Below are 25,294 nucleotides of genomic sequence, written 5' to 3'. Positions count from 1 at the left end.
AAGAAAGTAAGAGGAATTACTTTTATGTTGTTTATCTGTCCAAAAATTTTGAATAAAATCAAAACTTGGTAGAATTTAGCACCTTCTTTAAGATAAAGGGTTGCTAAGGCTTCAATGGGTCTAATCCCTCTGCCTTTCATGATAACAAATCAATAATAATATGAACTATATTGTAAATTAACGTAATAAATATTTAATATGAAAATTAAATACCTATTAACCTCATTAAATCATTGAAGGTGTATTCCACATTCACGATTTTGTAATGCTTTTATGGGATCAAAATATCCATGATTTTTAGGTAAATTATGTTCTACCAAATAGGCATCTAAGTCTGTATCTGTCCAATAATAAAACGGACTTATTTTTAGGATACCATCTTTACTATAGCTTAAAATGTCTTTTTTATTTCTTAATTCTGTTTGGCGTACTCTAATATTTGTAAACCATAAATCGGGTTGAAGTTCTTGTAATGCTCTTCTAAAAGGTTCTAGTTTTACGATTTCAGAAAACTCAGCATGATTATCATCCTCTAAACTTGGCAAACCGATAGTTGCAACTATATCTTCTTTAGTTTTTAGAGAATGATATTTATTAATTTTTAGATGATAATTTTCAATCAAATCTGCGGCATGTTTATATGTACTAGGCTCGTTAAATAAGGTGTCACACCATACCACTTTAATATCTTTATCATGTTTAGACATTGTACTTAACAATATGGATGAATACACACCAAAACTTGTTGTAACAATTCTGTTTTTTGATAAAGTTAAAGCCCATTTTATAATTTCATCTGGTGTTTTATATCTAAGCGCTTTATTATATTTTTCTATATCAATATTTATCATCTTCCCCATTTTATTTTATTCCAAGTACGCTCATGAAAGTAATACAGTACTAATTTTGAAATTAGTTCTATAAATCCAATAGAAAAGGCTAAGGCTAAGGTTCCTGTTATGGCATAAGAGATTACAATTGTAGCTACAGTACCTAAAACTCTCCAACTTATTGTTTTCACAAGTGTTCTTTTTACTTTTTCACCAGCTTGAACTAATGATATATCTTCTGTTTTTATAGCATCATTTTGACTCAAAACTGTATTCATTTTTTAAATTATTAAATTTATTTTCTGTTATCCTATCGGACTACTAGGATAGTATTACAAACCTATGCTATATTTATTAAAAATCATTGGTGAATTTGATAAAAATATTGAATACTTATTGAGAATATTCTATTTGGACAGATCAGCTAATGTTGTATTTCTAAATACTTCAAGTGTATTATCTCTCACTTGAATCATTAATCTATGAACAGCACATGTATCTTCATCCGGACAGTCATCACATTTTTCATAATAATTTAAACTCACACATGGTACCATTGCAATTGGACCTTCTAAAATTCTCATGACAGTCGTCATTGGAACATCCTTAGGATTCTTAATTAAATAATATCCTCCTCCAAGGCCTTTTTTAGATCCTAAAATGCCATTCCTTTTGAGTGTTAACAAAATACTTTCTAAAAATTTGACTGAAATATTTTCACTTTTAGATATGGTTGCAATTGAAACAGGAATCCTACTGTCTTGTCTTGCCAGATAAGTGAGAGCTTTGATACCGTATTTTGTTTTCTTTGATAACATGAAAGCAAAGATACTTCTTTATACTATTACTCTAGAGCTTGTTTTAAATCCTTAATAACATCTTCAACATTTTCTAATCCAACCGAAATTCGAACCAATCCACCAGTTATACCAACGTCTAACCTATCTTCTTCGGAAAGTTTAGCGTGTGTAGTTGATGCTGGATGAGTGACAATAGTTCTTGTGTCTCCTAAATTTGCAGACAATGAACATAATTTAATCTTATTTAAAAAAAGTCGACCAGCTTCTACACCTCCTTTAACCTCAAACGCAACAACATTACCTCCTAATTTCATTTGTTTTTTAGCAATCTCATATTGCGGATGCGATTTTAAAAATGGATATTTTACCAAACTTATTTTTGAATGGTTTTCTAAAAACTCAGCAACCTTCAAAGCATTTTCACAATGTTTATCAACTCGAACTGCTAAGGTTTCTAAACTTTTAGACAAAATCCAAGCATTAAATGGCGATAAAGCTGGACCAGTATTTCTAGAAAATAGATATATTTCTCTAATCAAATCTTTTTGCCCAACTGTGACACCTCCTAAAACTCGACCTTGACCATCAATTAATTTTGTTGCCGAATGAATCACTAAATCTGCACCAAACTCAATTGGATTTTGTAAATATGGCGTCGCAAAACAATTATCTATAACTAATAAAATATTGTGTTTTTTAGCGATTTGACCTAGTTGTTCTAAATCGAGAATATCAACTGCAGGATTTGTAGGACTTTCAGCATATAAGATTTTCGTATTTGGCTGAATTAAATTCTCAATTACATTTAAATCATTAACATTAAAATAGCTGGTTTCTATATTCCATTTTGGTAAAAACTTAGTAAATAAACCATGCGTAGATCCAAAAATACTTCTCGACGATACAATATGATCGCCTGCGTTTAACAAAGCAGCAAAAGTTGAAAATACGGCAGACATACCTGTTGCAAATGCATAACCAGCTTCGGCACCTTCCATTTTACAAATTTTCTCTATAAATTCAGAAGTGTTTGGATTTGTAAATCTGCTATAAATGTTACGCTCTTTTTCTTCGGAAAACGATGCTCTCATATCTTCGGCATCTTCAAAAACAAAACTTGATGTTAAGTATAAAGGCGTAGAGTGTTCTAAAAACTGAGAACGCTCTGTTTGTGTTCTTATCGCATCTGTTTCAAAATGACTCATATGTTATGCAGTTATGCGCTTTTTATAGCAATCTAATTCAAAATATTTATTGTCTTTTCGACCTTCAAAAATGGGTGTTAAAAATTTAGATAATTGTGCAAATTCTATTAAAAACGCATCATGACCATGAAGTGATTTAATTTCATAAATACAAACATTCTCTTTGATCAATTTTAAATCCACATAGGTTTCCCAGTTTTCTTCAGCCTTAAAAAAGAGATCACTATTAATAGTCACAATATGAATATTTGACTTGATTTTTGACACCACTTCATTAAACGAATGTCTATCTCTTGTGATATCAATAGTTCTCAATATTTGATTCATTAATTTATATGCTGAAAGATTAAAACGTGTATTCAAAGCATCTCCATGATAATTTAGCCAACTCTCTACATTAAAAAGCGAATTCGTTTTTGTAGTACGCTTAAACTTACTCGTTAATGATTCTGGTGAGCGATATAATGTCATCGCGTGCATTCGTGCATCTTCTAAAGGTTTACAAGAGTTATTTAAAATAGCATCTTGGATGTGACAATTTGCAATTAACCAATCTGTTGATTTCCAATCTGTAGCAATAGGAATAAGGTGATCTATCAAATCTGGTTGCAGTGCTGCCAATTCCCATGCAATTCCACCACCTACAGATCCTCCAATAACCGCAAAAAGCTCATTTATGTTTAATTCTTTTAGTCCTTCAGAAAAAATTTCAGCAATTGTTCTCGCAGTAAAATCTTTATAGTTTTTTATTAGATTTTCTTCTTTATTATCAAATCCATTCCCTGGAATATTAAAGGCTAAAACCGTATAAAAGTTTGTATCAATACATTTGTTTTCACCTATCAAATCATTCCACCAACCCTCATTTCCGCAGATAGTAGAATTACCCGTAAGTGCATGATTTACTAACACTATTGGAGCATCGCCTAGAGGCTGACCAAAAGTTTGGTAAGACAGCTGTATATCAACTGTCTTACCATTTTGGATACTAAATTTTGAAATATTTATGTATTGTAAATCTTTCATTTAAGGTAAATTAAATTCTTTTTCTACAGAAATTTTAATGGGTGTTTTGTTGGTCAAATTATCTTTTACTGGACATCGTGCTTCAACTATTTCTAACCATTTTACTAATGTTTCTATCGAGGCATCAGTCTCAGGAATAAGACTTAATTGAATACTTTTAAAACCAGCACGCTCTTTATCTGATGCACCTAAAAAGCGATCTGGATTGATATTTCCAGAGACTTCAATTTTTAGATTTTTGATTGTAAAGCCTAATTCCTTGGCTACTAAATGTCCAACAACATTAACACAACCAGCAAAACCTGCTAGAATGTATTCTACAGGATTTGCATCTTCATCTGTACCATTTAAATCTTCAGGCTCATCAATAATTAATTGAAAATGTCTTGCTTTACCTATAAATTGAGTTGCAGAAGTACTTTCTCCTTTTACTGTGAATTTTAAATCACTCATTTTTTGTTTTTTTAGAGATTAATTACGTTTTAGGATAATACAGTTTGTTTAACTACTGCAAAAGCTTCTTTTAAATCGGCTTTTAAGTCTTCAATATTTTCGATACCAACAGATAAACGAATCAAATCTTTTGTTACACCAGTTGTTTCTTGAGCTTCATCACTCAATTGTTGATGCGTTGTACTCGCAGGATGAATAATTAAAGATTTTGTATCTCCAATATTGGCTAAGAGTGAAAATAGTTTTGTTGTATCTGCTATTTTTTTCGCAGATTCATAACCACCTTCAACACCAAATGTTACGATACCACTTTGTCCTTCTGGCAAATATTTTTTTGCTAAATCTCTATATTTACTGGATTCTAATCCTGGATAATTCACCCAATTGACTTCTGGTTGTTGTTCTAACCATGTTGCTAATTCGAGCGCATTCTCACTGTGTTTTAAAATACGTAACTCTAAAGTTTCTAATCCTTGAATAATTTGAAACGCATTAAACGGACTCAAAGCTCCACCATAGTCACGAAGACCTTCAATTCTAATTTTTGCAATAAAAGCGGCAGCTCCTATAGCTTCACTATAGACTAAACCATGATATCCAGCAGAAGGTTCTGTGAATTCTGGGAATTTTCCGTTGGTCCAATCAAAAGTTCCTGCATCAACGATGATACCTCCAAGTGATGTTCCGTTTCCGTTGATATACTTTGTCAAAGAATGGATGACGATGTTTGCTCCATATTCAATTGGATTTAATAGATAAGGTGTCGCTACCGTATTATCAACAATAAAAGGCACTTTATGCGCTTTGGCTTGTTTAGAAATGGCTTCAATATCCAAAACATCTAATTTTGGATTCCCTAAAGATTCAACAAAAAAGGCTCTTGTATTTTCTTGAGATGCCTTATTAAAATTTTCAGGATCTGAAGGATCTACAAACGTTGTTGTAATCCCATGTCTTGGCAAAGTAACGCTCAATAAATTATAAGTTCCACCATACAAACTGCTTGATGCTACGATATGGTCTCCAGCTTTTAAAAGTGTTAAGAGTGTTGTTGAAATTGCTGCGGTTCCAGATGCTGTAGCTACAGCTGCAATTCCGCCTTCTAAAGCAGCAATTCGTTGCTCTAAAATGTCGTTGGTAGGATTATTTAAACGTGTATAAATAAATCCTGGAACCGATAAATTGAAACGTCCAGCTGCATCATCTGAATCATCAAATACATAAGCTGTAGTTTGGTAAATAGGAACAGCCCTTGTTCCTCCTGTTTGACTTACGTCATGTCCTGCGTGCAACGCTTTTGTTGCGAATTTTTGTGTACTCATTTTTCTAAGTTTTTGAGTTAATTAATGATTAAACCAAAAGCCAAATAAGCCTCGTTAGAAGCGTACTTAATAGAAAAATGTTAAAAAGAAACTGCTAATTACAAATGAGTAATTAGTCTTTAGTTATCTATCCGAAATTGCAAAAAATGACTTGCATTTTCAAGTAGAATTTAGCACCTTCTTAGTAAGTCTAAGGGTTGCTAAGGTTTCAACGAGTCTATCTCTCCACCTTTCTTGATAACATTTTCGGGAAATTTTAAAAATTACCCTTTCAGTAAGTGTTTGAACTTTGTGAGCACAAATATTGCAAAATATAAATTTGACAAACAAGTAAAACGGAATATTTTTCTAAAAAATTACTATATTTTCATTTAAACGGAAAATTATTCTGTTATTCTCACTTATTAATTCATTCTATTCGGAAATTTAAAAACTTCAAGTAAATTCTTAATTTGATACATCTATCATATTTACTGAACATTCTTTTCTAGTTTCAATATTATGAGTACTTTTGCTGCCAATACAAACGAGGAAAAATTTGTTCTGATTGCAACCTCTTTAAAAAAATGCTAAAGCAGTTAGTTTAAGACTTCTCTAGCGACCAAGCAATCTCAATTTATTTTTCATTCAATTAATTAAAGAGATCATATGTCATATTTATTTACTTCGGAAAGTGTTTCTGAAGGCCATCCAGATAAAGTAGCAGATCAAATTAGCGATGCGTTAATTGATCATTTTTTAGCTTTTGATAGCGAATCAAAAGTTGCTTGCGAAACCTTAGTGACTACAGGTCAAGTTGTTTTAGCAGGAGAAGTAAAATCTAACACGTATTTAGACGTTCAAAAAATTGCACGTGATACGATAAACAAAATTGGCTACACAAAAAGTGAGTATATGTTTGACGGAAATTCATGTGGTGTGTTTTCTGCAATTCATGAACAATCTGACGATATCAATCGTGGTGTTGATCGTGCAACTAAAGAAGAACAAGGTGCAGGAGATCAAGGAATGATGTTTGGTTACGCAACTAGCGAAACCGAAAACTACATGCCTTTAGCATTAGATTTATCTCACAGAATCTTAAAAGAATTAGCCGATTTAAGACGCGAAAACAAAGACATTACCTATTTACGTCCAGACTCTAAAAGTCAGGTGACTATTGAATATAGTGATGATAATGTACCTCAACGTATTGATGCTATTGTTGTTTCAACTCAGCATGATGATTTTGGAGAAGATGAAACGATGCTTGCTAAAATTAGAAAAGATATTGTTGATATCTTAATACCAAGAGTGGTGGCTAAATTACCTGAGCATATCCAAGTATTATTTAACGATCAAATCACGTATCATATAAATCCAACAGGGAAATTCGTTATTGGAGGACCTCATGGAGACACTGGATTAACAGGACGTAAAATTATAGTTGATACCTATGGCGGAAAAGGTGGTCATGGTGGTGGAGCCTTCTCAGGGAAAGATCCAAGTAAAGTAGATAGAAGTGCTGCTTATGCAACAAGACATATTGCAAAAAATATGGTTGCTGCTGGAGTTTGTGATGAAATATTAGTTCAAGTAAGTTATGCGATTGGTGTTGTTGAACCTACGTCTATTTATGTAGACACGTATGGTACCTGCCCATTTAACATCACCGATGGTGAGATTGCTTCAAAAATCAAAGGTATTTTTGATATGCGTCCAGCTGCCATTGAAGAACGTTTAAAATTACGTCAGCCAATGTATAGCGAAACAGCAGCTTATGGACACATGGGAAGACAGCCAGAAACGGTTAGTAAAACATTTTCTCAACCAAATGGTGATGATTTAACTCTTGATGTAGAATTATTTACATGGGAGAAATTGGATTATGTAGATAAAGTGAAAAGTGCTTTTGATATTTAATACACTTTCAAAATAACAATATGAAAACCTCTGAATTCGAATTCAGAGGTTTTTTGTTTTATAGAGAGTTCTTATATTGGTAAAAATCTTCAATATGAAATTCAAAACCCTAAAATCTTCAGAATACAAAAACCTATATTTCCATAGAACCGAAGCATGGGATTGGATGTCTAGTGAAATGATTAGAGTTGCTGATAGTAAAAGTCCGCGAGTGATAACCATGGATCCTTGGCCTCAAAAAATATATTTAGAAGCACTTGGACAACTAACAGTTGAAGATTATATACATACAGTTGCTAAAGCATATCCTAAAGGCAATGTACCCAAAGATTTAGATGAAATCATTTTAGACATGCTAGAAGACCTTGCTTATGGTGAGAAAATTATATCGTTTTCTGATGTTCCTGTAACACTAGATACAGCACTTCTAAAACCTATGACAGAAGAAGGCGAGATTAACATCAAAGGCAACTGGAATGGCTCTTATCAATATGCGATACCAGATGAGTTTATAGATGATAGAATGATTGATGTAGAATTCAGTATTACATTTAACAAAGTAAAAGGCAACACGTTTACTGGAACGGTAAAAGACGATTTATCAACTGGAGGCACTCCAGGAACAGGAATCATTAAAGGGAAATTTGACAACGACACTATTTATTTTACTAAAAACATGCCAATTTCAGCAACAATAGATGACACAGGAAAACACTTTGTTGACACCAACAAAAAGCATCCTACTTTAGTTTACAATGGTCAGTTTTCTAGAAATAAACAAATTATTAGTGGCACTTGGAAATTCAAATCAAAAGCATTGTACTTTAAAGGATTTATACCACGTTTAGTCTCAAGAGGCACTGGGACTTTTGTAATGAATAAATCTTAAAATCAATATTTTACAATCTTTTGACGCAACCATTTTAGAGTTCTTACATCTTTATAATAGAACTCAAAAAAATCAATCAGATATGAAAATCACAAAAATTTTTTTTATTACATCGTTTTTACTTTGTTTATTCTCTTGCAACAATGATGACAACCTAAATACACCTCAAAATCAAGATCAGGATCCTGATCCAATAGCATTTGCTCAAAATTTTGGAAGCGTAATTACTAGAACATTTTTAGGAACTGTAGTTGATAGCAACAATAATCCAATTGAAAATGTAACAATTAGCATTGGAAGTTCTGTTGCTTCAACAGATGCCAATGGTGTATTCATCATCAATAATGCTACTGTTAATCAACGCTTCGGATATGTAAAAGCTGAAAAAGCTGGCTTCATCCATGCTTCTAGAGCTGTTGTGCCAAGTGAAGGCACTAATAAAGTTCGTATTACCATGTTAGCCGAAACCATAGTTGGTACAACCTCAAGCGGAACAGAAGACACTATTACGTTACAAAATGGAGCATCTGTTGCTCTTGATGGAAATTACATAAAACCAGATGGCTCTACGTACTCCGGAAATGTGAATGTTATTATGCATCATTTAGATCCAGCAGATGAGAACATGGCAGACCAAATGCCTGGAATGCTCTATGCTGCCAATGCTCAAAATGAAGCACGTATGCTCCAAACTTATGGCATGCTAGCTGTTGAGTTAAGAGGCGAAAATGGAGAAGATTTAAATTTAGCCGAAGGCTCTACAGCAGAAATCACAATGCCTTTAGATGCCAGTTTAATGGCAACTGCGCCAAGCTCAATACCACTTTGGTATTTTGATGAAGTGAATGGCTATTGGATTGAAGATGGTACAGCCACTTTAGTCGGTAATGCTTATGTTGGAACAGTGTCTCACTTTTCGTTTTGGAATTGTGATATTCCGGCTGAAGCTGTAAATTTATGTATTACTGTTACAGACGAAAATGGTAACACCTTATCTAACTTAAATGCGCAAATCACCAGTACTTTATATGGATCGAGAGGAGGCAATACAAATGGAAGCGGTGTCGTTTGTGGATTAGTACCTAGCAATGAGAGTTTAGGATTAATCATCTATGAAACTGGCAGTGATGCCTGCACAGGCAGTCTCTACGATGGAACAGTTGGCCCTTTCGCATCCGACTCTAACATAGAAATAGTAATTACTAATGTGAGTGGTGAGTGGATAACAGAAACTGTCATTGGTAATTTTACAGATTGTAATGAAAATCCAATTTCTGAGGGCTATGTGAGACTTACTAACAATTTCGACAACTTGCTAGATATTGATTTTGTTGAGGATGGTGAATTTGAATTGTCTACTTTAAGATGCAGTTCTAGTTCAAACATCTTTAAACTATACGCAGTAGATTATGTTAATGTTCAAGAAACAGATTCTATTAGTTTCACTTATACATCTCCTATAACAAATGTAGGCACTATTGCTTCTTGCAATTCTATTGAAGAGTTTGTAACCTATCAAGTTGATGGTGGAGACTCTTTTACTAATGCCTTTGGAATCCAAGCTGGACTTGATGGAGAATCTTATTTAGGGATTTCTTATTATGACAATAATGGAACCGTATATAACCAATTAAGTATTGGAATTTCAAACGAAGGTGGAGCACCAGTAACAATTGGTGTGTATCCACCATCAAATAATACTTTTTTTAGTTTTCAGGATGAAACAAATGCAACTGGACCAAATTCAACTGGAAGTGACACTTCTATTACTCTAAACATTTCTGAAATTGGAAATGTTGGAGACTACATAGATTTAACTTTTAGTGGCACTTATTTAGATGAAAATTTGGTAGAACACACAATTACAGGTACAATTCATGCTTTAAGAGATTATTAAAAACAGTATTTAAATAAAAAAGCCTCCTCAATAATTGAGGAGGCTTTTTTTGTGCTTGAGAAATTGGATAAATAAATTATCCTCGTCGTCCACCCATACGTTGAGACCTAAACTCTTTCATTTTCTCAACTATGGTTTCTTGATACTCTTTCTTATTAACTTCTTTTCCTTTGCTTGGCGCTTCAATTTGTATAGTTTCATCTAGATTAAGAACCAATTTAGAGCATAGCATCGTGGTATCTCCTGCACTTACTTCTAGGATCAAACCTGGAAGTCCCCAATATTCTGATGGCCCATGACTAACAGGGATTTGTGGAGAATACCATGCTTCTACTTCGGTCACATCAATTTGTGGCTCTGTTGTTTCTCCTCTTTCTGTTTCTGGAGCACTAGGTGCTAATTTTCCCCAAGAAAACGAATACCATGTCAACTCCTCTGTTGGTATAGATGCTGTAGCTTTAAAACACATATAGTTGCCTATTTGTTTGCTTTCGCTTCCTAATTTCCAATTTATGGATTGAAGACTATCTTTTACTAGAAAGCGTTTCCCATAGAATTCTTGATCTTGAATTTGTGTATTGGTCTTTACATTTTTGTATTGATCTCCTGCTGCAAAGTTTTTTCCCCAAGAATCTGTTGCTCCAGACATGGCATCTAACATATCATTTTCTGTGAAGTAAGATTCTGTTTTATTGAAGTTAAGTGTGTATGTTTTTTCTAGTCTATTTTTTAATCGTGCCTTAACTGCCTTTTTTTGTTCTTCACTCATTCTTGCTCCCCAACTTCCTAGATCTAAAGAGGATTTTGACATGTAAGTTGCTTGACCTTGAAATTCTTTAGTGTCTTGTGTTTCTATTTTATTTGTTTTTTTTTTTGGACTAATGAGTATTAATCCCATAAATAATAACAAAGAGAATGTAGTGAAAATCGTTTTCATATTAATAAATATTTTGTTTAACAAATTTACATAAAAATTAAACAATAAAATATTTTTATTATAATATTAACAGCTATATATCTGATTATCTGCAAAAAAGACAAAGCCTTCTCAAATAATGAGAAGGCTTTGTCTTTTGCGTTAAGGATGGAAAGGTTTGTTTGAGCTCCTCGTAGAGAGCGAGCCTTGAGAGCCTGACCCTTTTTCGTTTTTCTACGAAAAAGGGTAACGCCCAAAATATATTACAAGGTATAAATCACTCTAAAAGTCACGAAACGTGGTTGAATAAACGTTTCTGAACTATAAACAGAGATATTACTAGATCCATTACTGATATTAGAGTCTATATCTAATAAGTTAGATGCCTTGACCTCAAATTCCCATTTTGCATCTTTATCTTTTCTATAGGCTAAACTTGCATCCCAAGTTCTGAATGACTCTGCTGGTCTAACACCATCATCTTGATTTGTATATGTAAAATCTGTTCTAAATGTAAATGCTTTTAATATGTAAGCATCAAACTCTACAGATGGTGCATTTACTTTAAATGTTGTAGAACTTGCACCTTGATTATTTTCTGTAACTGTATAAGCATATCTCAATCTTACGTTAGGAGCTGTTTTAAAATTAGTACGAATTTCTGGCGTATAACTTTGTCTGAAACTTTCATTGACAGATCTAACATCTTGTATGAATTGATTGCTCTTACTATATGAAAAATTCACATTTAAGCCTGCTCTAATCTTTTTAAACGTACGCTGAACACGACCAAACACACTAGCAGATTCATCTGCAAAATTAGAATTGAAATAGGTACTTGTTCTAATAACGTTATCAAATTCTGTTTGACTTCTAATTTGGTCAATATTTTTAGAATAAGAAGCACGTGCAAAAACGTTTGTATAATTAAATAAATTAAAGCTAAAATAATTTAGACTTACATTATGTGACAATGAATTTTGAAGTTCTGAATTCCCATAACCAATATTATTATAGTTATTTAAAACCAAACCTTCTGCTAAACTCGTTACATCTGTAAATGAGTTACTCATATTGTAATTAAAAGTCAGACTTTCACTCTTTTTAAACTGAATACGTGTTTCAAAATCTGGTAATACTCTGAAAAAATTATCTTTATACGTTTCATCAAATTGTGTGTTCTTATTTCCGTAGGAATGTAAAGAGAAACCTGGTGTAATTGTGAATTTTCCAGTTTTTAATCTATAATGAAACCCTAAATACACATCGCTAAAATTGTAATCTGTATCGTTTTGATTTGTTAGCACATTACCGTCATTATCTGTTAAAGTAGCTACTGGATCAAAATAAGATCCATCATCTAAAAACTGAAATATATTAGAATTAAATTCTTGTTTACTTAGTATGGTTCCTAATGTTAAGTTGATATTACTCTTATTATTTAAAATGTGATAATAATCTACTTTAGCATCTAATTGATTTGACTTAATACGTCTATTTTGATTTAAGTCATAACCAAATTGATCTGTATTTAAACCTAGAGCTCCTGCTGTATTATCAAAAGCATCTTCATCACTCGTTGGGTCATTTACTAGTAAAGCATTATAAAATGGATCTTCATCTTTAATAAGATGTTGCGCTTCTAAAGCAAAAATATTTTTATCATCTAAAGTGTAATAATAACTTAAGTTTTGATTGATACTAAATGGCTTTACTTTATCTACTTGATTTGTACTACCTACTACTGAAGAAAATAAATCTTGAACTTCTGTATCATTTGATAAACGACCTAATAGATCATAATCTAATTGGTTATTAGAATTTGGCTTGTAAGTAACACTTAATTTAGCTAATGCTTGGTTTGAAGCTTCTTTTCCTGTTTGTACGGTTTCTTCATCTGGAATACCTAATTCTGAATCTGTATAACGCACATAGCTTTCTTCTCTAGTATTCATTCTACTACTATTGTAGATAAAAAATCCGCTAAGATCTAGATTTTTTTGTGGTGCATAACTAAAGTTAGCAGCTCCTAATTTTGTTTCTACTTTTTGAGCATTGCTAACATTGGTCAATCCACTAAGACCATTATTTCCTAAATTAATATTAGTACCACTACTTCTTGATGGTGCTCTAAAACCTCCTCCAAAATTTCTAATATCTCGATTTGTTAAGGCGACTTCTCCAATATTATTCATATCACCAATAAGGTTGATACTATATTTCGGACTGTAATAAAACAACTTAGGTTGTACGAGATAGAGTCCGTCGTTGTCTGCAACTCCAGTACCTGCTGTAATATCTCCAAACCAAAAATTCTCTTTTCCTTCTTTTAGTTTGATATTAATAGCAACATTATCTTGATTATTACTAACACCACTTAATTGACCAACTTCAGAATAATTTCGTAACACCTGAATTTTATCTACAGCATTAGAAGGAATATTTTTTGTTGCTAATTTGGAATCACCATCAAAGAAATCTTTTCCATTTACCATTAGCTTTGTGACGACTTTACCTTCAACTTCAATTTGGCCATCAGCATTAATTTCAACACCTGGTAATTTTTTAAGTACATCTTCTAGTTTTCTTTCACTACCATCTTTAAATGAATCTGCGTTATAAACTAATGTATCTCCTTTAATCGTCACTGGCATTTCATAAGTTAGCTCAACTGCTGCAAGTGCGTTATCATTTTGAAGTGTGTAATTTTTGGTAAGGTCTTCTTCTTTAGTGGTAATAGTTTCTGAAACTGTTTTCATTCCTATATAACTCACCTGTACAGTGTAAACTGTATTTTTATCTAAATCAAGCTTAAAAACCCCTTTATCATTGGTAATAGCATAAGATGCCATGGCTTTTGTTTCTTTGTTGATTGCAATAATATTTGCTAATTCTAAAGTGTCGCCAATACTGTCTTTTACAACACCTTTTACGGTAACTTGGGCACTAGAAATTCCTGCTATTAAAAGCATTAAAACACTAAAAATATTTTTCATTTGATTGATTTTTACTTCCTTTTTTCGCTTGTGCTGAGCGCAGTCGAAGTATCGGAAGTGTGGGAATATTACTTGATTAGTTAGTTAATTAGTTTCTTCGTCCGCCTCCTCGACCTCCTCGACCACCATACATCTCTCTCATCTCTGCAATTTTGTCTTTCATGATTTGGTTGTATTCAGCACGCGTTACTAAATCTCCTTTTTCTGGTTTATCTATAGCTTCTTTTTCTTGAGGATTCATTACAATTTTAGTACATAACATCACTGTTTTATCTGCTGTTACTTCTAGAATTAATCCTGGAAGACCTTGATATTCTCCTGGACCTGTACTCACTGGTATTTGTGGTGTGTACCAAGCGGTAACAATGACAAATTTTGGAACTTCGAGATCCTCAAAAACATCACCTGATTCTTTTTTGGTAGTATCTGCTTTTTCTTCACCTTCTTTCTTTTCATCATCTCCACCTCTACGACGCATGCTCATAAAGTCCATTTCATCAACAGGTTTTGTAGTTGTAGCTTTAAAACAAGTATACTGACCAATTTGTTTGGTTTCGCTTCCAAGTTTCCATTCTAGCTTTGGTAGCGAATCTTTTACTAGAAATTGTTTTCCGAAGAATTCTTGCTCTTGCAAAATAACCGACTCTTTTATGTTTTTATATTGTGCTCCACCTGTAAAGCTGCTCATCATTCCTCCCCAACGATTTCCGCCAGCACCTGGTGCTTCTAACTTTTCTTCTTCTTTATAAGTAGATTCACTAGTATTAAAATTAAGCACGTACGTTTTCTCTAACATACTTTTCATACGATCTGCAATTTGCTTTTTTCGTTGTTCACTCATTTGATCTCCTCCAAAACCACTCATATCCAAAGTTGTTTTAGTTTGATAAATGGCTTGCCCTTGAAAATCTTGAGCAGAAATTGAAACACTTACTAATAGCAAAAGTGCTGTGCTTAATGTGATAATGAATGATTTCATAATTTTAAAGTCTTTATATAAAAAGTAAAGTTAAACCCTTACAATCTATTTAGACTTTAAAACTTCTAATAAGTTAAATCTTAAAAAGTTAAAATTTTCTTAAGAAATTAAACTAGCCACCAATTCGTATCTCAATACTTTCTCCATCGTCTCTACCTGATGGTCTGAAACGCTCTTCCATCTCTTTTAATTTCTTTTCCATGATAGCTTCAAATTCTTTTTGAGTGACCTCTTTTCCTTTAGAAGGCTCAATGATTTCGTTAGACTTTTTTGGATTAATAACAATCTTACTACATATAATAGTTTGGCTGCCATCATTAGTTTCTAGAATTAAGCCTGGAAGTCCGTGATAATTTGCTGGACCACCACTCACAGGGATTTGAGATGTATACCAAGCTGTGATTGTAATAGTCTTCATTTTAGGTTTAGCGTTTTCTTCTTCACTTAAATCCTTATCTCCATTAAAACTAATACCACTTTCTATGTCTTCTACCTCTTTGGTCATAGTGGCTTTAAAGCAAGTATATTCTCCTATGTTTTTAGTTTCAGATCCTAAAGTCCATTCATATTCTTTTAATTCATCTTTGACTAAAAAAAGCTTACCAAATGTTTCGATTTGATTGGTTTTGCGTTTCTCTTTATTATTTTTGTATAATATATCTGAACCTCCATTACCAATCATAACCACTTCCATGCCTTGCGGATTTGGAGCACCTAGTGATTCTTCTTCCTTATAAATAGACTCTTCTTTATTAAATGTGAGAATGTGTGTTTTTTCAAATTGTTTTTTCAACATTTCCATAACTTGCTGTTGCATTCCTGTGTCCATTTGTGTGCTATCCAACTTGACGTCTATTTGTCGTTTAGACTTATAGGTTGCTTCACCTTTAAACTCTTGAGCATTCACTTTTCCGCAGAAAAGAAGTGTAGCTATTATAAATAGTTTTATGATTATTTTCATCTGTCCGTTTTTTGATTTATTGATATTTACGCTTTATTCTCGTAATATTTAATGGCTGCTTTTCTAATTTTCTTAATGCTTTTTAGAAAGCCTTTTGTATCACTAGAATTTCCTTTTACCCGATATGATAACGTACTTTTGGTTCCGTTAGACATGTCATCTCCAGTGCAAATGATTTCAAAAGAGATATCTTCATCGCCTTCAACTTCATTTAAAATTTTCTTAATGTCTTTCATCTTAAATGTTGATTCTACTTCTTGGGCAGAATCTACTGTTACTGACACACTCAAGTTCGTTATCTTAGTGTCTTGAGTTGTTACCTGTGCTTCTAAATTTTGAGCTTGACTAAAATTTACTGTTGCAATTAAAAGTCCTAAAAATGTAAATACTGTTTTCATGTGTTTCTTTTTATTATTTTTTATTCGACACATGCAGTTCGCCATTAATAACCTCTTTAAGTGATAAAATTTTGAAAATGCTCGTGTCATGATATTTGTTTTTATGATTAATACACTACAAATGTAATTAGCACTTTAGGAGATTTTAGTTAACCAACGTTAACGTGTGTTAACCGATTAGTTTTTAAAGGTTTTAACATTTACTTTTGAACTATGAATGATTCAAAATACAGATACATATTATATATTATCGTCATTGTAATTCTTTCTACAATTGGGATTCAAGCCTATTGGAACTACAAGAATTATTTATCTAGCAAACAACAACTCATCAACGATGTGCAAACAAGTTTAGATAAAGCTGTTGATGATTATTATGCAAACTTGGCCGAAAATAGCACGATTGGTTTTAGCCTTAAAGGCATGAGTCAAACAGATTTTATCAAAAATGGTAGGTTTGATAGTATTATCACATCTATTAGTGAGTCTGATACTGATGGCTTTGGAAACATTGATTCTATAAACCCTAATTTATTAGATGGTGTTTCTATAGTTAAAGGACCAAAAGCAGATTCTATTATTAATCAAATGCAACTAGAAGGTATTGTTGATTTTCAAGATGCTGATTCAAATATCATTCAGCATATACGTATTGACTCCTTGTCAAAACATTCTAAAAATGATCACATAGAAATTTCAGAAGAGGATCTAAAAACATTTACTTCTAAGATTATTGTGTCTATGACTACAGATTCATTATCACTTAGAGGAATAGACACCTTATTGCAAAATGAACTTCTAAGAAAAGATATAAACATCAATTATACGATTAAATATAAAGACCCTTCAACAGATGTTGATTATTACAATTCGGAAGAAAAGGACGTAGAATTTATAGATTCTTTAAAGTTAAAATCATTTTTAAGCACAACTTCCAAATCTGCATTATTACCTAAAAAAAGTGAATTAAGTCTTTTGTTTAATAACGTCTCTAGTGATGTGTTTAAGCGTATTATTTGGGGTATTGTTATTTCTACACTTTTAGTTCTAGCAGTCATAAGTTGCTTGTTTTACCTTTTACAGATTATAAAACATCAAAAACAATTAGCAGAAGTTAAAAACGACCTCATCAGTAATATTACACACGAGTTTAAAACACCTATTGCAACTATTGGTGTGGCTTTGGAGAGTCTTCAGAGTTTTAATATGATTGATGATGAGACTAAAAGAAAAACCTATTTAGATATGTCACGTTCACAATTATCTAAGCTAAATACAATGGTTGAGAAATTACTAGAAACAGCAACCTTAAATAGTGACAATTTAGACCTCAATTTTGATACTTATAATATTTCCGAAGTCATCACAACAATCATAGAGAAACATAAATTTCAAGATGACACCAAATCAATCTCATCTAATATCGAAGACGCTGTTTTTGCTCATGTGGATGTGTTTCACTTTGAAAACGCTATTAATAATATTATTGATAATGCTTGTAAATATGGTGGCAACAACATTCATGTTGATGTAAAAAAGAATTCTCAACACATTGAAATTTTAATTTCCGATAATGGATCCTCTTTAAAATCAGCAGATAAAGACCGTATTTTTGAGAAGTTTTATCGTGTACCAAAAGGAAATATGCATGATGTTAAAGGTTTTGGAATTGGACTGTATTACGCAAAAGAAATCATTAAAAAACATAATGGATCAATTCAGTTAGATCTAAAAAAACATCTCACAACGTTTAAAATCCAATTGCCAAATGCCTAAAACCACTATTTTACTTGCCGAAGACGAGCCAGCATTAGGGCAAATCATTAAAGAAAGTTTAGAAACTAGAGATTTTAACGTCTTACTCTGTGAAAACGGAAACATCGCAATGGATGTTTATCACAAAGAATCTCCACAACTATTAGTGCTTGATGTGATGATGCCTAAAAAAGATGGTTTTACGCTTGCTAAAGAGATTAGAGCCATTGATGACGCAATTCCTATTATTTTTCTAACTGCAAAATCGCAAACTAAAGATGTGGTAGAAGGGTTTAATATTGGTGGTAACGATTACCTCAAAAAACCATTTAGTATGGAAGAACTCATTGTTAGAATTAATAATTTATTACAACGTACTACCATTCAAAAGGCTTCGGAAATTTTAAAAATTGGAAATTATTCTTTTGATTTCCCAAAGCAAATACTACATTTTGATGACAAAAAGCAACAACTCACTCACAGAGAAGCTCATTTGTTATATCATTTAGTTCAAAATAAAAACAAAGTACTAGATCGTTCACTCATACTAAATAAACTTTGGGGAACAGATGATTTTTTTACTGCACGAAGTATGGATGTATTTATTACCAAACTGAGAAAGAAACTGAAGAAAGATGACAGCATTCAAATCATCAATGTTCGTGGATTTGGATACAAACTAGTATTCTAAACCAAAACCATACACAATCTATAATCACAATTATAGTTATCTAAATAGTGGTTCAATTTTTGTACTTTTCAGTTCTGTAAAACACCTATGGCTCTATTTAGATATATTTTCTTAATTTTCACTTCAATGGCTGCTGCTCAATCCCAAATTGACTTGACTGCGATAAATTCTACAGCCATAAAAGCAGATCAAATTATAGGAGTAGATAATTTTGAAACGATTTATTACACTATTGGCAATATTCTGTATAAAAAACCCACAGACAAACCTGCCATTAATTACAGTAATGTGCAACTGGGATTCCCAACTACAGTTAATGCTTTTAATCCATTAAAAATAAATGTGTTTTACCAGGATTTTAATACAATTATAATTCTCGACAACCGTCTAGCCGAAATTTTTAAAGTAGACTTTAACACCAAACAACCATACAAAAACGTTTCACATATCTCAACAGGATATGATAATACGCTTTGGATTTTCAACCAAGACTTACAGCGATTAGAGCTTTACGATTATAAAAAAGACAACGTAAGAGCCACAAGTGTACCCATACAATCTAATGTGTTGCAATTAGCAAGTGATTATAATTATTGTTGGATGCTTACAGAAAAGTTCTTATACCAATATACATACTTCGGAAGTTTAATTTCTAAACTACCAAACAAAGGCTACACTTCATTTGCCGTAGATAATGAGAATATTATTTTAAAAACGGACACTAAGTTCTTTTACAAATCAAAAAAAGCCGAAAATCTTAGCACAATAGAAATGCCTAAATTGTTAATAAATCAGTTTTTACTAACCAATGAAACCTTGTATATTTACGGTTCGAACATACTCCATAAATACCAACTAAAAATCAATTAAATATGCATGTTGCAGTCGCAGGAAATATTGGTGCAGGTAAAACTACACTTACTAAATTACTAGCTAAACATTACAAATGGGAACCACAATTAGAAGATGTGGTTGACAATCCTTATTTAGATGATTTTTACAATCAAATGGAACGTTGGAGTTTTAATCTACAAGTTTATTTTCTAAATAGTAGATTTCGTCAGGTATCACAAATTCGTGAAAGTGGTAAAGACATCATCCAAGATAGAACCATTTATGAAGATGCGCATATCTTTGCTCCCAACCTTCATGCCATGGGATTGATGACCAATCGTGATTTTGAAAACTACCGTTCTCTTTTTGATCTTATGGAATCTTTTGTTGAAGGTCCAGATTTATTGATCTATTTACGTAGTTCTATCCAAAATTTAGTAGCTCAGATTCATAAGCGTGGACGTGATTATGAAAACACAATTAGTATCGATTATTTAAGTAGATTGAACGAACGTTACGAAGCTTGGATTACTAAATATGATAAAGGTAATTTATTGATTATTGACGTAGATGATTTAGATTTCGTTGCAAACCCTGAAGATCTTGGAGGCATCATCAATAAGATTGACGCACAAATTAATGGGTTGTTCTAAGTTCAACACTTCAACAAGCTCAGTATAGGAAAGCATAGTTACCAAAAACTATTTTAATTTAATAATTATTTTAGCGTTACTTTTTACTCATACCTACCCGGTTTTTAAAACCTTGTAGGATCGCAAAAAGTCGGGCTCTCGGCAGTCGCTCTTTTCAAGGAGCTCCAACAAAGCCTCCATCCCTAACGCCTTACTCGAATACTTAAACAGCGCTTCGCCTTTTTAAAACCATCACATTTTTTGTTAAAATAGAAAACAACATTTCATTATCAAGCTATAAACCCATGTTCTCGAGCATGCGCAATTGCCTCATCACTTCGCTCAACTAATAATACTGGTATTTGTTTATAATCCTTAAATAGCGATGTCACTCTAAGCATTTTCTTTTTATGCTTTACACTTCTTAAATAAATGGCTGCAACTTGTTTTGGATACTCATTGGCAACATCTATATAAATATCAGCATCATGTTCTCCACTGTCTCCAATTAAAATGAATTTTAATGTAGGATAGGCTTTTAAGATGTTGACTATTTCTTTATACTTTTGTGGTCGATCGCCAGATTTTTTTCTAAATATGTCTTTAAAACTTCGCAGTAGAATTGGCCCTTTAGGAAATGCATTCTGTTTTAAAAAGAATTCGAGATAGCGATATAAATTCCACGGACTATGGCTCACATAAAAAATCGGGTTAGCATTTTTGCCAGTTGCACCTCTGTGAAGCATATGATAAAATTCTGCTGCACCTTCTAACGGAATTCTACTCGCAGCACTTTTAAAAATGCTATTAACTAAAACTCTCCATTTAAGAGTTGACACTACTCCTGTATGCAAAATTGTATCATCAATATCGCTAATCACACCAAATTGAGAAGCAACACAAGGAATTAATAATTCTCCTGGAAACCGATTAGAGTTTTGAATACTACGTTTTATATTGACATTATTATAAGCCATTTCAAAAGTAAGCCAACCTTCATCATTTGCTAAAGCACTCAAACCCTCTAACTGCTCATCAATCTTAAAATAGCCATGGTCGTCTGTAACGGTTTTTAAAATAGTTCCGTTGGGTAAGGTAAGTTTAAGCTCTGTATGTTTAATTTCATCGCTTTCAAACCGTTTCCAGGAATTAATCAATAACTTAAATAAACCCTTCTGCTCCAAATCAATAGTTTCATCTTCTAATGCACGTCCACGCATATAAAAATGGGTATCAGTACCATAACTTTGAAACGTAGTAATTTGTAAAGGGTCTTTTTTGAACACTAACTAAATATATTAGATGATGAAGATACTAAAATCAAGAAAAATAAAATCTTAAATCTGACTATAATTAGATTCGGTTATAACAACTTGTTCAATATCAGATTTGATTTCTGAGAGCTTATTCATAAGTTGACTATGATCCATTTTTAATTTGCGCAATGACTGTTCTAGTTTATCTTTTCCGATGGTATCAAAATTAAGCGCGCATAAAGCTATATCGTGTTCTAAATATCCAACCTTATGATCTAAAGCATATATTTTTGTAACCGTAGAATTAAACACATTTTTAAATTCTGAAATTTGATTCGTGCATTGTGGTACTATTGTTTTCAATTCTTCTAAAACACGCTCAAATTTGATATTGACTCCAGAATGTGCACAACCCAAACGTTTGTTTCTAAGATGTAAATCACAAAGATTAACACGATCAAAAACTAGCGTATCATCTAATGCGTTTTGAATAGGATTACCCTCAACATCTACTGCAACTTTTTCATGATGCATTTGACATTGTATAATTTGAAAGGACTGAATCGTCGTAAGTATTTGAGATATTTGTTGAGAGGTATTCATATATCCAATAAAGATAAATGACCTCAAAATAACATACAACAGGTAAAAACACCTAATTTTTAAACATAAAAAAGCCACGATTAACGTGGCTTTTTTATTTGTTATTTTTTTTAGCTACCTAACTATCAGCCTCTTAACTGTTTTAACACCAGCATCTACATTAATATTTATAAAATAAACTCCAGAAGACAAATCTTGAACATTGAATTGAATCTCTGAGCTAAAACCTTCATTTGTAAGTTTTCTAACAACTTTTCCATTTATATCAACTACACTAATAATTCCAATAGGTTGTGCACCACTATAAGCTATGGTAACTGGCCCTGAAGTTGGATTTGGATACATTACAATTTCATTCTCATCAATAGCAACATCATTAAGTCCTAATGTAGTTAAATCTGATTGGAACATTCCGTTTCCATGTGTACCAACTAAAAGCATATTATCAGACGGTCTAGTTACCAAACTACTTACTACTGCTAAACCAATCTCATCTGCACCTTCTAACTGCCAGTCCTCTGTGGTTGGGTCTTGACTTGCATATAAACCACGAGCAGTACCAACAAAATAACCAATTTGTCCATCAACTTCTGCAATTGCAGTAGATCGAATAGAAAATGATGCCAAGTTTCTCTCTACTAAATCCCATGTTGGTGTAGCACTTGTTGCATTAGATGTTAAAAAAATATTATTGATACCGTAGTTAGAATATACAACCATAGCGATATCAGGATTTGTTGGATGTATTGCTACACCAGAAACTACAGATCCATTTGCCGTAGAAGCTGCTGCTGGTGTAATGTTAACTGCAGACACTAAATCGTTGTTACGAGGATCATCTAGTCTAAATACACCTCCATTTTGACCTCCAATGAGTGTATAACTTGATGGAGAATATGTTCCTCGTGTTGATACAATACTTCTTATAAATTCATTAGTACTTAACGATCCTATATCAGCCCATGCAAATGAAGAAACAGTAGACGCATTATTTGCTCGATACAATTCATTTCCATTAGCATAATACATTGTATTGGTTTCTGTATCTAAATAAAAATAGGTAACAAAAATACTTTGGTTGCCAGTACCATTAGTTGCTGATGGTCTAATATTTACAAATCCACCATTACGTATAGTAAACAATGGTCCAGATTGTGTACCAAAATACAATTGGATATCATTAATATCATCCATTGTACCTGTACGTCCAAATGCAACTGCAACACCATCACCTCCAAATATAGATTCCATATCAGTAGTATTGGTTAGTCCTGTTAAAGCAGGTCCTCCACCTATTGTAGTACCATTATCTTGAGCGCCTCCCATAACAAAATTAGAACCAGCTTGTGGGTCTAAAGCCACATGAAAATATTGATAGGTTTGGTAATTGTTATTTAAATTGGTCCAACCTACTGTTGGTACTGTGACATCTGCGCTGTGAATACCACCATCTGTACCTGAGTACAATAAATTACTATTAAAAGGACTAAATACAAGATCATGAATATCTGGATGGTGTTCGTCACCACCTCCTAAATCATATAATCCGTAACTAGCATTATTAATATAACCACCTATACGATCAAAAGTAGCGTCTGTATTGATATTATTAATTCGGTATGTGTTTGTTCCTCCAATAATTACAAAATTTTCATCGTCTGGTTTTACAGAAACTTCAAGATCGTAACCTCCTTGAATTGCGAAAGGATCATTACCTGACAAATCACCACCTGGTTCATCTGGCATTTTACCAGTGAAATCAGTCCATGTATCTGTACTTAAATCATATCTCCACAAATCGGCTTCTACTCCAGTAAAGTTTCCATTTCTGAATAATGCATAAACAATGTTACTGTTTGATGGTGCTATTCCTAGCACTATTCTACCACTGAGAGACCATCCTGCAGGTGCGTTATTCTGAGCTATTCGTATATAATTTCCAACTCCAGTTTCAGAAGTATAAACACCATTAGATGCAAAATTACCTTCTAAACTAACAAAGACACGACCTGTATTTGAGATTTTCACATCGCTTGAACCATTTCCTCCTGTTGCTTGAATTTCTGTACTAAAATCAGTACCATCATATCTTAAAACAGCTCTAAAGGCAGCCACGAATAAGTCACCTGTAATTGGGCTTACAGCTAACGAATTTATAATATCAAACGTACTATCAAACGATTCTATAACTGAATTTGTTTGTGGAATTTGTGTCCAAGTAATTCCATTATCTACTGAACGCCAAATACCTTGTCCCAAATAAAAGGCTCCACTTGCATTTGCACTATTACCTAATAACTCACCAGTACCATAATACCAAATATTTTGAAATCCAATTCTAGGATCTTGTGCAATAGCAGTAACACTATGAATTTCATCATTAGAAGATACTTTTACCCATGAAGCACCTCCATCGGTACTTCTAAAAAGTCCACTACTCACACCTCCTGCGAGCATTGTATTTCCAGAAGTATCGCTAATATCTATAGCGAAACTTCTAGTTCTTCCACCTAAATTTGATGGTCCACGCGTGACATAAGGGCTAGAAAAGCTTCTAGCTTGAAAACCTGCTAACGCTTGAACTTTGGATTCTAGAGCAAAATTCAACTCTATTTCTTTCTCTTCTTGAGGAATTAAACCTGTAATAGGATTTTTTTGCATGTCATACTCAAACTGAAAACGATCTTCGACTGCTTCCATTTTTTGAGTCATTGATTTTTTGCTTGTTTTTTCAGGCTTAATAGATGTTAAATCGAGATGAGAATTGTCTTCATTTAAAGTTTCCGAAGTAAATGGAATACAATAGATAATTAGGGATGCAATAAGCAGACTGATAAATAGTAATTTCTTTTTCATGTAGTGAATGTTTTTTCTTTTTAGCGCAACTAAATTACGGACAAAAACCATTATTAAAGACTTTAATAATTTTTTTAACAAAAAAAGCCACGA

The 25,294-nt window shown here is 32.7% G+C and carries 22 protein-coding genes and 2 riboswitches; of the genes, 7 read left to right on the top strand and 15 right to left on the bottom strand.

Going from position 1 to position 25,294, the window contains the following annotated elements; genetic code table 11:
- Positions 1-28: 28 nt before the first annotated feature.
- Positions 29-148, bottom strand: a riboswitch (SAM riboswitch).
- Between the two features lie 82 nt (positions 149-230).
- From WNY78_RS12535 to WNY78_RS12505, 7 genes are all read right to left on the bottom strand, one after another.
- The gene (locus tag WNY78_RS12535) at positions 231-851 is read right to left on the bottom strand and encodes a phosphoadenosine phosphosulfate reductase family protein (RefSeq protein ID WP_342873550.1); all 621 of its coding nucleotides are present in this window, start codon (positions 849-851) and stop codon (positions 231-233) included.
- Positions 848-1,108: a DUF2061 domain-containing protein gene (locus tag WNY78_RS12530; protein ID WP_342873549.1), complete on the bottom strand. Its 261-nt coding sequence runs from the start codon at positions 1,106-1,108 to the stop codon at positions 848-850. Before WNY78_RS12530 ends, WNY78_RS12535 begins: the two co-directional genes overlap by 4 nt.
- 129 nt (positions 1,109-1,237) lie before the next feature.
- Entirely contained in the window at positions 1,238-1,648 is a 411-nt protein-coding gene (locus WNY78_RS12525) for an Rrf2 family transcriptional regulator (RefSeq protein ID WP_342873548.1), read from the bottom strand.
- 26 nt (positions 1,649-1,674) lie between these two features.
- The gene (locus WNY78_RS12520) at positions 1,675-2,835 is read right to left on the bottom strand and encodes an O-succinylhomoserine sulfhydrylase (RefSeq protein WP_342873547.1); all 1,161 of its coding nucleotides are present in this window, start codon (positions 2,833-2,835) and stop codon (positions 1,675-1,677) included.
- 3 nt (positions 2,836-2,838) lie between these two features.
- The gene (locus WNY78_RS12515; protein ID WP_342873546.1) at positions 2,839-3,861 is read right to left on the bottom strand and encodes an alpha/beta fold hydrolase; all 1,023 of its coding nucleotides are present in this window, start codon (positions 3,859-3,861) and stop codon (positions 2,839-2,841) included.
- Positions 3,862-4,314 carry an OsmC family protein gene (locus WNY78_RS12510; protein WP_342873545.1) on the bottom strand — a complete coding sequence of 151 codons (453 nt, stop codon included), beginning with the start codon at positions 4,312-4,314 and terminating at the stop codon, positions 3,862-3,864.
- Between the two features lie 29 nt (positions 4,315-4,343).
- Positions 4,344-5,636, bottom strand: coding sequence for an O-acetylhomoserine aminocarboxypropyltransferase/cysteine synthase family protein (locus tag WNY78_RS12505; RefSeq protein WP_342873544.1), 1,293 nt, complete (start codon positions 5,634-5,636; stop codon positions 4,344-4,346).
- A 120-nt stretch (positions 5,637-5,756) separates the two neighbouring features.
- A riboswitch (SAM riboswitch) is annotated at positions 5,757-5,880 on the bottom strand.
- A 404-nt stretch (positions 5,881-6,284) separates the two neighbouring features.
- Here WNY78_RS12505 and metK point away from each other — a divergent pair.
- From metK to WNY78_RS12490, 3 genes are all read left to right on the top strand, one after another.
- The gene (gene metK, locus WNY78_RS12500) at positions 6,285-7,538 is read left to right on the top strand and encodes a methionine adenosyltransferase (RefSeq protein WP_342873543.1); all 1,254 of its coding nucleotides are present in this window, start codon (positions 6,285-6,287) and stop codon (positions 7,536-7,538) included.
- Between the two features lie 94 nt (positions 7,539-7,632).
- On the top strand, positions 7,633-8,427 hold the full coding sequence (locus WNY78_RS12495; RefSeq protein WP_342873542.1) for a hypothetical protein: 795 nt from the start codon (positions 7,633-7,635) through the stop codon (positions 8,425-8,427).
- Between the two features lie 82 nt (positions 8,428-8,509).
- Positions 8,510-10,324 carry a carboxypeptidase-like regulatory domain-containing protein gene (locus tag WNY78_RS12490; RefSeq protein WP_342873541.1) on the top strand — a complete coding sequence of 605 codons (1,815 nt, stop codon included), beginning with the start codon at positions 8,510-8,512 and terminating at the stop codon, positions 10,322-10,324.
- A 76-nt stretch (positions 10,325-10,400) separates the two neighbouring features.
- Here the strand turns inward: WNY78_RS12490 and WNY78_RS12485 are convergent, their stop codons facing one another.
- The 5 genes from WNY78_RS12485 to WNY78_RS12465 all read right to left on the bottom strand — a co-directional run bounded on the left by WNY78_RS12485 (position 10,401) and on the right by WNY78_RS12465 (position 16,574).
- Entirely contained in the window at positions 10,401-11,261 is an 861-nt protein-coding gene (locus WNY78_RS12485; RefSeq protein ID WP_342873540.1) for a GLPGLI family protein, read from the bottom strand.
- Between the two features lie 242 nt (positions 11,262-11,503).
- A complete protein-coding gene (locus WNY78_RS12480; RefSeq protein WP_342873539.1) occupies positions 11,504-14,236 on the bottom strand; it encodes a TonB-dependent receptor in 2,733 nt (910 codons plus the stop codon).
- 88 nt (positions 14,237-14,324) lie between these two features.
- Positions 14,325-15,215, bottom strand: a complete 891-nt coding sequence (locus tag WNY78_RS12475; protein ID WP_342873538.1) for a GLPGLI family protein — start codon at positions 15,213-15,215, stop codon at positions 14,325-14,327.
- A 112-nt stretch (positions 15,216-15,327) separates the two neighbouring features.
- Positions 15,328-16,176, bottom strand: a complete 849-nt coding sequence (locus tag WNY78_RS12470; RefSeq protein WP_342873537.1) for a GLPGLI family protein — start codon at positions 16,174-16,176, stop codon at positions 15,328-15,330.
- Between the two features lie 26 nt (positions 16,177-16,202).
- Positions 16,203-16,574 (bottom strand): hypothetical protein, encoded by a 372-nt coding sequence (locus WNY78_RS12465; RefSeq protein ID WP_342873536.1) that lies wholly within the window; start codon positions 16,572-16,574, stop codon positions 16,203-16,205.
- 213 nt (positions 16,575-16,787) lie between these two features.
- Between WNY78_RS12465 and WNY78_RS12460 the strand changes: the two genes are divergently transcribed.
- The 4 genes from WNY78_RS12460 (at position 16,788) to WNY78_RS12445 (ending at position 20,507) form a co-directional block, all read left to right on the top strand.
- Positions 16,788-18,350 carry a HAMP domain-containing sensor histidine kinase gene (locus WNY78_RS12460; protein WP_342873535.1) on the top strand — a complete coding sequence of 521 codons (1,563 nt, stop codon included), beginning with the start codon at positions 16,788-16,790 and terminating at the stop codon, positions 18,348-18,350.
- On the top strand, positions 18,343-19,020 hold the full coding sequence (locus WNY78_RS12455; RefSeq protein WP_342873534.1) for a response regulator transcription factor: 678 nt from the start codon (positions 18,343-18,345) through the stop codon (positions 19,018-19,020). The genes WNY78_RS12460 and WNY78_RS12455 overlap by 8 nt, the downstream gene beginning before the upstream one ends.
- A gap of 87 nt (positions 19,021-19,107) precedes the next feature.
- Positions 19,108-19,890 (top strand): hypothetical protein, encoded by a 783-nt coding sequence (locus WNY78_RS12450; RefSeq protein ID WP_342873533.1) that lies wholly within the window; start codon positions 19,108-19,110, stop codon positions 19,888-19,890.
- Between the two features lie 2 nt (positions 19,891-19,892).
- The gene (locus WNY78_RS12445; RefSeq protein ID WP_342873532.1) at positions 19,893-20,507 is read left to right on the top strand and encodes a deoxynucleoside kinase; all 615 of its coding nucleotides are present in this window, start codon (positions 19,893-19,895) and stop codon (positions 20,505-20,507) included.
- Between the two features lie 269 nt (positions 20,508-20,776).
- Here the strand turns inward: WNY78_RS12445 and WNY78_RS12440 are convergent, their stop codons facing one another.
- From WNY78_RS12440 to WNY78_RS12430, 3 genes are all read right to left on the bottom strand, one after another.
- Complete coding sequence (locus tag WNY78_RS12440; protein WP_342873531.1) at positions 20,777-21,772, bottom strand: phosphatase domain-containing protein; 996 nt, start codon at positions 21,770-21,772, stop codon at positions 20,777-20,779.
- Between the two features lie 51 nt (positions 21,773-21,823).
- Positions 21,824-22,372 carry a hypothetical protein gene (locus WNY78_RS12435; RefSeq protein WP_342873530.1) on the bottom strand — a complete coding sequence of 183 codons (549 nt, stop codon included), beginning with the start codon at positions 22,370-22,372 and terminating at the stop codon, positions 21,824-21,826.
- Between the two features lie 87 nt (positions 22,373-22,459).
- Complete coding sequence (locus WNY78_RS12430; RefSeq protein ID WP_342873529.1) at positions 22,460-25,201, bottom strand: T9SS type A sorting domain-containing protein; 2,742 nt, start codon at positions 25,199-25,201, stop codon at positions 22,460-22,462.
- Between the last annotated feature and the right edge of the window lie 93 nt (positions 25,202-25,294).

Origin of the sequence: Psychroserpens sp. AS72 (assembly GCF_038900375.1) — a bacterium.
Classification (GTDB): Bacteria; Bacteroidota; Bacteroidia; order Flavobacteriales; family Flavobacteriaceae; genus Psychroserpens.
The sequence above is the reverse complement of the archived record's forward strand: the minus strand, read 5'-3'. Positions and strand labels throughout refer to the sequence as shown.

Excerpts from the sequence above, each read along its gene's own strand:
- WNY78_RS12475 (WP_342873538.1), bottom strand. The coding sequence starts at position 15,215 with ATGAAATCATTCATTATCACATTAAGCACAGCACTTTTGCTATTAGTA.
- WNY78_RS12510 (WP_342873545.1), bottom strand. The coding sequence starts at position 4,314 with ATGAGTGATTTAAAATTCACAGTAAAAGGAGAAAGTACTTCTGCAACT.
- WNY78_RS12460 (WP_342873535.1), top strand. The coding sequence starts at position 16,788 with ATGAATGATTCAAAATACAGATACATATTATATATTATCGTCATTGTA.
- WNY78_RS12465 (WP_342873536.1), bottom strand. The coding sequence starts at position 16,574 with ATGAAAACAGTATTTACATTTTTAGGACTTTTAATTGCAACAGTAAAT.
- WNY78_RS12535 (WP_342873550.1), bottom strand. The coding sequence starts at position 851 with ATGATAAATATTGATATAGAAAAATATAATAAAGCGCTTAGATATAAA.
- WNY78_RS12450 (WP_342873533.1), top strand. The coding sequence starts at position 19,108 with ATGGCTCTATTTAGATATATTTTCTTAATTTTCACTTCAATGGCTGCT.
- WNY78_RS12485 (WP_342873540.1), bottom strand. The coding sequence starts at position 11,261 with ATGAAAACGATTTTCACTACATTCTCTTTGTTATTATTTATGGGATTA.
- WNY78_RS12495 (WP_342873542.1), top strand. The coding sequence starts at position 7,633 with ATGAAATTCAAAACCCTAAAATCTTCAGAATACAAAAACCTATATTTC.
- WNY78_RS12505 (WP_342873544.1), bottom strand. The coding sequence starts at position 5,636 with ATGAGTACACAAAAATTCGCAACAAAAGCGTTGCACGCAGGACATGAC.
- WNY78_RS12490 (WP_342873541.1), top strand. The coding sequence starts at position 8,510 with ATGAAAATCACAAAAATTTTTTTTATTACATCGTTTTTACTTTGTTTA.
- WNY78_RS12530 (WP_342873549.1), bottom strand. The coding sequence starts at position 1,108 with ATGAATACAGTTTTGAGTCAAAATGATGCTATAAAAACAGAAGATATA.
- metK (WP_342873543.1), top strand. The coding sequence starts at position 6,285 with ATGTCATATTTATTTACTTCGGAAAGTGTTTCTGAAGGCCATCCAGAT.
- WNY78_RS12455 (WP_342873534.1), top strand. The coding sequence starts at position 18,343 with ATGCCTAAAACCACTATTTTACTTGCCGAAGACGAGCCAGCATTAGGG.
- WNY78_RS12515 (WP_342873546.1), bottom strand. The coding sequence starts at position 3,861 with ATGAAAGATTTACAATACATAAATATTTCAAAATTTAGTATCCAAAAT.
- WNY78_RS12525 (WP_342873548.1), bottom strand. The coding sequence starts at position 1,648 with ATGTTATCAAAGAAAACAAAATACGGTATCAAAGCTCTCACTTATCTG.
- WNY78_RS12430 (WP_342873529.1), bottom strand. The coding sequence starts at position 25,201 with ATGAAAAAGAAATTACTATTTATCAGTCTGCTTATTGCATCCCTAATT.
- WNY78_RS12470 (WP_342873537.1), bottom strand. The coding sequence starts at position 16,176 with ATGAAAATAATCATAAAACTATTTATAATAGCTACACTTCTTTTCTGC.
- WNY78_RS12480 (WP_342873539.1), bottom strand. The coding sequence starts at position 14,236 with ATGAAAAATATTTTTAGTGTTTTAATGCTTTTAATAGCAGGAATTTCT.
- WNY78_RS12445 (WP_342873532.1), top strand. The coding sequence starts at position 19,893 with ATGCATGTTGCAGTCGCAGGAAATATTGGTGCAGGTAAAACTACACTT.
- WNY78_RS12520 (WP_342873547.1), bottom strand. The coding sequence starts at position 2,835 with ATGAGTCATTTTGAAACAGATGCGATAAGAACACAAACAGAGCGTTCT.